The organism is uncultured Aureimonas sp. (genome assembly GCF_913775355.1).
Lineage (GTDB): Bacteria > Pseudomonadota > Alphaproteobacteria > Rhizobiales > Rhizobiaceae > Aureimonas.
Genome location: NZ_CAJYIU010000126.1, coordinates 1 through 6,372 on the forward strand (window position 1 = coordinate 1; position 6,372 = coordinate 6,372).

Here is a 6,372-nt window from a genome sequence, read left to right on the forward strand (position 1 = left end):
GAGAGCTGCTCGGGCGTCTTGCCGGGCGAGGAGGCGGCGTAGGTGACGATCGACTGGTTCTCGACCTCGACCCGCTGGATGATCGGCTCCTCGATCGTGCGCGGCAGGTCGCCGCGGATCTTGGCGATCGCGTCCTTCACGTCGTTGACGGCGCGGTCGGTGTTGATCTCCAGTCGGAACTCGGCCGCCGTCACCGACTGGCCGTCGGTGATGGTGGAGGTGATGTGCTTGATGCCGGAAACGCCGGCCACCGCGTCCTCGACGCGCTTGGTGATCTGCGTCTCCATCTCGGACGGGGCCGAGCCCTGCTCCAGGATGGTGACGGAGACGACCGGCACGTCGATGTTGGGAAAGCGCGTGATCGGCAGCGTCAGGAAGGAGATGATCCCGAGCGCGACGAGCACCACGAAGAGGAGGATGGGCGGAACCGGGTTGCGGATCGCCCAGGCCGAGATGTTCCAGTTCATCGCGCGGCCTCCGCGGTCTGCGTCTCGCCGTCGGTCGCGATCGGCGTCACGGCGTCGCCGTCGCGCACGAAGGTGCCGGCGAGCGACACGACGTCCTCGCCGGGCTGGAGATTGTCGGTGATCTCGACCTCGTCGCCGGCGACGAGCCCGGTCTTCACCTGTCGCGTCTCGATCCGCCCGTCCTTGACCACCTGAACGCGGGCGACGCCCTCGTCGGTGAGAACCGCGGTGCGCGCGATCACGACGCCCTCCGAGCGCGCCGTCTCGACGCTGCCGCGGGCAAACGAGCCCGAGCGCAGCGCGGGGGAGGGCGGCAGCGCGATGAAGACGCGCCCGAGGCGCGTCGCCTGGTCGACCTTCGGCGACACGAGGCGGACCTCGCCGTTGACGCTCTCGTCGCGGCCGGGCAAGCGGACGCCCGCGGGCTGACCCTTCTCGATCGCGCCGAGCTGCGTCTCGCTGACCTCGGCGTCGAGCTCGATCAGGCCGTCGCGGGCGATCTCGAAGAGCGGCCCCGCGGCCGCCGACACGACCGCGCCGAGGCGGGCCGAGCGGGCGAGTACGAGGCCGTCGGTCGGCGCCTCCACCTCGGCCTTGGAGCGACGCAGCTCCAGCGAGCGCCGGTCGGCCTCGGCCGACGCGCGGTCGGCTTCGGCGAGCGCGATGCCCTGGCGCGCGGAGGCGAGGCGGGCGGCGGCCGCGGCGGCGGCCGAGACGCGCTGGTCGAGAATGTCCTGCCCGACGATGCCCTTGGCCGACAGGGCGCGCGTGCGCTGGAGAGCGCTCGCCGCTTCCGTATTGGCGGATTCGGCTTCCTCGACCTGAGCGCGGGCCTGCGTGATCGCGGCATCGGCGCGGGCGATCTGGGCGGTGGCGCGGGCGAGATCGGCGTCCACGAGATCGGTCGCCAGCCGGGCGATGACCTGCCCGGCCTTCACCGTGTCGCCCTCGTCGGCGAGGAGTTCCTCGATGCGCAGGCCCTCGACGTCGGCCCCGACGCTGACGGTCTCGCGCGGCACGAACGTGCCGGTGACGGGCACGCTGGCGACGATGGGCCGGCGCTCGGCCTTCACCACGCTGATCGAGGGCGGGGCGACCGCGGGCGCCTGAGCGGCGGCAGGCTCCTGCGCCCAGGCGAGGGGCGCGGTGCCCAGAAGCAGCGACAGGGCGAGAAGGGCGGTGCGGGCGGTCATGGGCTGCCTCCGGTGAGACGCGTCGAAACGGAAAGAGGGACGGCGGGACGGGCGCACGGGATCAGGCCTCGTCCATGCGAAGAAGCGCGCGCACGACGCGCAGGAGGTGCGGCTCGATCGCTTCCAGCGCGACCTCGCGCTCGAACTGCAGGCGCATCATCAGGCCGTCGCCGAAGGCGAAGATCATGGTCAGGGCGACGTCGAGGTCGAGATCGGCCGGCACCTCGCCGCGCTCGCGCGCCTCGGCGATCGCGGTGCGCATGGTCGTGCGGACCATGTCTTCGAGCTCGCAAAAGCGGGCGCCGACCGCGGTGTTGCGCAGCGATTCGGAGCAGATCTCCACCATCAGCCCGCCGCTTTCCGGGTCGCGCGCCGAGGCGAGGTATTCCATCGCGGTGGCGACCAGCCGGTCGGCGATCGAACCAGGACCGCGCAGGTGTTCCATGCAGGCGACGGCGCCGACGCGCTCCTCCTCGGCGATCGCCTCGATGATCGCATCCTTGGCGGGAAAATAGCGGTAGAGCGCGCCGGGGCTCATCTGCGCCTCGGCGCAGATCTGGCCCATGGAGGCCCCGTGAAACCCGGCGCGCGCGAAGCAGATGCGCGCGGCCGCCAGGATCTGGCGGCGACGCTCGTCGCTCGGCTGGAGAACCTGTGCGGCAATCGGAGAAGGGGTCACGTGAGGCCGGATAGAGTGAGAGCGAACGATCGTTCTCATACGATCGCCGGTTCACGTTGTCGAGAGTGCGGCGTCGGAAATCATCGCGAGCGGTGAGGTTCGGCGCGGGATCGAGGCTCTCAGGCCGTCGACGCGTCGTTGGCCGGGCGTGGTGCGCGAAGGCGCGGCGGGGTCCAGTCGGCGCGAAAGGCCGCCAAGACGCGCTGTGCGCCGGGACGCCGCCCCATCACCGCGTCGAGCACCGGGCGGTTCAGCACCGACATGGCCTGCAGGATGCGGGCGTCCGACGGCGTGCGGCTGCCCGCGCCCTCTTCGCCCGACGCCCGCGACGGCTCGGCGGGACCGCTGGTGCGGTCTCCATGCCGGGTCGGGTCGGGAAAGCGAAGAATGTTCATCGGGCCGTCGATTGCAGTGCCGCCCGTGACCATGGACGGCACGGGTTCCGGTCTCCGACTTAACGCCTGGATGCTGAAAAGAGTGTTGGGAAAGGTGCTTAACGCTTTGCTTTTTATGGGCCGTCGAAAGGCTCGGATGCGGGCGGCGCCTTGACAGGGGCGTCCGTGTTTGTTTCAAGCACGGGAATTTCAGCGTTCGATCATCCGTCCGCGACCCGCCGACCGTGTCCCTTCCCCCGGAAGCCGCACGGAGGTTACCATCCGCCAGCGAGTGTCGCCCGCGGATGCGTTTCCGTTTGGCGCTTCGTTTCGGTTTGGATCGGGCGCCACGAGTTCCCATTCTTTCGGCACGGCCGGAAGACAAGGAAGACAGCGGATGTTCGAATCCCTCCAGGACCGCCTCGGGTCCATCCTGAACGGCCTCACCGGCCGCGGTGCCCTGTCTGACGGCGACGTCGCGGCGGCGCTGCGCGAGGTGCGCCGTGCGCTTCTGGAGGCGGACGTATCGCTGGAGGTGGTGCGCTCCTTCACCGACCGCGTGCGCGAGAAGGCCGTCGGCGCCCAGATCGTCAAGTCGATCAAGCCCGGCCAGATGGTCGTCAAGATCGTCCATGACGAGCTGGTCGCCACGCTCGGCTCCGATCAGGTCGCGATCGACCTCAACGCGCCAGCGCCCGTCACCATCATGATGGTCGGCCTCCAGGGCTCGGGCAAGACGACGACGACCGGCAAGATCGCCAAGCGGCTGACGGAGCGCCAGAAGAAGCGCGTCCTGATGGCCTCGCTCGACACGCGCCGCCCGGCCGCGCAGGAGCAGCTGCGCGTTCTCGGCGAGCAGACCGGCGTCGCGACGCTGCCGATCATCGCCGGCCAGGGTCCGGTCGAGATCGCCGCCCGCGCGAGCCAGGCCGCCAAGCTCGGCGGCTACGACGTCCTGATCCTCGACACCGCCGGCCGCACGCATATCGACGAGCCGCTGATGCAGGAGATGGCGGAGATCAAGGCCGCCACCCGCCCGCATGAGATCCTGCTCGTCGCTGACTCGCTGACCGGTCAGGATGCGGTGAACCTTGCCCGCTCGTTCGACGAGCGCGTCGGCATTTCCGGCCTTGTGCTCACCCGCGTCGACGGCGACGGTCGTGGCGGTGCGGCGCTCTCGATGCGCGCCGTCACCGGCAAGCCGATCAAGCTGATTGGCACCGGCGAGAAGATGGACGCGCTCGAGGAGTTCCATCCCGGGCGCATCGCCGATCGCATCCTCGGCATGGGCGACATCGTCTCGCTCGTGGAGAAGGCGGCCGAGAACATCGACGCGGAACAGGCCGCGGCGATGGCCAAGAAGATGCAGTCGGGCAAGTTCGACCTCGACGATCTCGCGGCCCAGATCGGCCAGATGCAGAAGCTCGGCGGCATGGGCGGCGTGATGGGCATGATGCCCGGCATGGCCAAGATGAAGGACCAGATCGCCGCCGCCGGCATGGACGACAAGCTCCTGAAGCGACAGCTCGCGATCATCTCGTCGATGACGAAGTGGGAGCGCGCGAACCCCGACCAGCTGAAGCATTCGCGCAAGAAACGGATCGCCGCCGGCTCCGGGACGGACGCCGCCGACATCAACAAGCTTCTCAAGATGCACCGCCAGATGGCGGACATGATGAAGGCGATGGGCGGCAAGGGCGGCAAGGGCGCCGGCATCATGGGCAAGCTCATGGGCGGTCTCGGCGCCAAGATGGGCCTGCCCGGCGGGATGGGCGGCGGCATGCCGGACCTGTCGAAGATGGACCCGAAGCAGCTCGAGGAGATGGCGAAGGCCATGCAGAAGGGCGGGCTCGGCAGCCTGCCCGGCGGCCTTCCCCCCGGCCTCGGGAGCGGCGGCCTTCCCGGTCTCACGGGCGGCAGCTTCCCCGGACTTCCCGGCCTCGGCCGGAAGAAATAAGGGCTTCGGCCCGGATTACCTGACCAACGAAACCCGACGGCGCATCCCAAGAAGGCGCCGCGAGACAGAAGAAGCAGAAGGAAGACCTCTATGCCCCTGAAGATGCGCCTTGCCCGTGCCGGCTCCAAGAAGCGCCCGTACTACCACGTCGTCGTCGCCGACGCCCGCAGCCCCCGCGACGGCCGCTTCGTCGAGACCGTCGGCTCGTGGAACCCGATGCTCCCGAAGGACGCCGAGCGCGTCACCCTCAAGGAGGACCGGATCAAGCATTGGCTGAGCGAAGGCGCCCAGCCGACCGATCGCGTGCTGCGCTTCCTCGACAAGGCCGGCATCGTGAACCGTCCGACCCGCTCCAACCCGACCAAGGCCCTTCCGGGCAAGAAGGCGCAGGAGCGCGAGGCCGAGCGCAAGCAGCGCGAGGAAGACGCCCGCGAGGCCGCCGAGAAGGCCGCTGCCGAGAAGGCCCAGGCGGATGCCGGCGGCGCCGAGGCGTCGGCCGAGTAAGGCACTTCTTAACGTTTCACGTGAAACAGCGGATGCGGCGTCCCGATTCGATCGGGGCGCCGTTTTCGTTTCCGCTGCCCGTCGCAACCGGCCGACGCTTGACGAGCCGGGCAGGACGGGCGACTGACGCCCGGAACGAACCCTTGCCGCCTTTCGACCTCCTGACGGGAATCCCGCGCGTGACCGACGCCAACCGCGACACCATCCTTCTGGCCGTGATCGGCGGCGCCCACGGCATCAAGGGCGAGGTGCGCGTGCGCTCCTTCACGGAGGACCCCGAGGACCTCGGCGCCTACGGGCCGCTCACCGACGCCAAGGGCCGGCGCTACACGGTCGTCTCCGCGCGCGCCCAGAAGAACGTCGTGGTGGTCCGCTTCAAGGAGGTCACCGATCGGAACGCCGCCGAACTCCTCAACGGGACCGAGCTCTTCGTCGACCGCACGGCATTACCCGAAGAGGGCGAGGACGAATTCTACCAGGCCGATCTCGTCGGCCTCGTCGCCCGGCTCGTCGACGGCACGGTGATCGGCGAGGTGGTCGCCTTCCACGACTTCGGCGCCGGCGACATCCTCGAGATCGCGCCGGACGGGGGCAAGAGCGTGATGATCCCCTTTACCGAAGCCGCCGTTCCCGAGATCGACCTCGACCTCGGCTTCATCCTGGTCGAGCCCGTCGCCGCCGGCCTGGTCCCGCCCGACGAGGATGCGCCGCGCGAAGACTGAAGGCGGACCGACTCTCGCCTCGTTTGAAGGATAGAGCTATCAAGAAGCCCTGATCCCCCCTCGACCTGCGGAGTGGCAAGACGCATGACGCATGGCCTTCACGATCCGACCCGGCCGTCCGGCGATGGACCCGCCGTGGGCGTGATCGGTGAAGAGCGAGAGGGGCGCGCAGATCTGCCGGAGACGGCAGGGGGCGAAAGCGGGGCGATCTCGGCCGATCCCGGAGCCTCCACCGATCCGGGGCCGACGGACGCAGCCGACGTGACCGCCCCGCTCTACGGGCCGCCCGCCGCTCCAGACGTCGCGGGAGAACTCGAGCCGTTGCCGGCCATCGTGGTGAGCGCACCGACGTCCTCGGCCGACGAGGAAGGCCTGGACACGTCGGCAGGCGGCGGGACACCTTCCGAAGCCGAAGCCGAAGCCGAAGCCGAAGCCGAAGCCGAAGCCGAAGCCGAAGCCGAAGCCGAAGCCGAAGC

General features: G+C 69.6%; 7 protein-coding genes and 1 pseudogene. 4 read left to right on the forward strand and 4 right to left on the reverse strand.

Annotation, left to right across the window (positions count from 1 at the left end):
• The 4 genes from QZ753_RS08765 to QZ753_RS08780 form a co-directional block, all read right to left on the reverse strand.
• A partial coding sequence (locus tag QZ753_RS08765; protein ID WP_294642856.1) for an efflux RND transporter permease subunit occupies positions 1 to 467 on the reverse strand: 467 nt, incomplete at its 3' end.
• The gene (locus QZ753_RS08770; RefSeq protein ID WP_294642859.1) at positions 464 to 1,660 is read right to left on the reverse strand and encodes an efflux RND transporter periplasmic adaptor subunit; all 1,197 of its coding nucleotides are present in this window, start codon (positions 1,658 to 1,660) and stop codon (positions 464 to 466) included. The genes QZ753_RS08765 and QZ753_RS08770, both read right to left, overlap by 4 nt.
• A gap of 61 nt (positions 1,661 to 1,721) precedes the next feature.
• The gene (locus tag QZ753_RS08775; RefSeq protein WP_294642861.1) at positions 1,722 to 2,339 is read right to left on the reverse strand and encodes a TetR/AcrR family transcriptional regulator; all 618 of its coding nucleotides are present in this window, start codon (positions 2,337 to 2,339) and stop codon (positions 1,722 to 1,724) included.
• A 119-nt stretch (positions 2,340 to 2,458) separates the two neighbouring features.
• On the reverse strand, positions 2,459 to 2,734 hold the full coding sequence (locus QZ753_RS08780) for a hypothetical protein (RefSeq protein WP_294642863.1): 276 nt from the start codon (positions 2,732 to 2,734) through the stop codon (positions 2,459 to 2,461).
• Between the two features lie 376 nt (positions 2,735 to 3,110).
• Between QZ753_RS08780 and ffh the strand changes: the two genes are divergently transcribed.
• From ffh to QZ753_RS08800, 4 genes and pseudogenes are all read left to right on the forward strand, one after another.
• On the forward strand, positions 3,111 to 4,670 hold the full coding sequence (gene ffh / locus QZ753_RS08785; RefSeq protein WP_294642865.1) for a signal recognition particle protein: 1,560 nt from the start codon (positions 3,111 to 3,113) through the stop codon (positions 4,668 to 4,670).
• A 90-nt stretch (positions 4,671 to 4,760) separates the two neighbouring features.
• On the forward strand, positions 4,761 to 5,174 hold the full coding sequence (gene rpsP, locus QZ753_RS08790) for a 30S ribosomal protein S16 (protein WP_294642866.1): 414 nt from the start codon (positions 4,761 to 4,763) through the stop codon (positions 5,172 to 5,174).
• 179 nt (positions 5,175 to 5,353) lie between these two features.
• The gene (rimM, locus tag QZ753_RS08795; RefSeq protein ID WP_294642869.1) at positions 5,354 to 5,896 is read left to right on the forward strand and encodes a ribosome maturation factor RimM; all 543 of its coding nucleotides are present in this window, start codon (positions 5,354 to 5,356) and stop codon (positions 5,894 to 5,896) included.
• Positions 5,897 to 6,031: 135 nt separating this feature from the next.
• Positions 6,032 to 6,372 (forward strand): annotated as a pseudogene (locus QZ753_RS08800) (hypothetical protein); the annotation flags it as partial.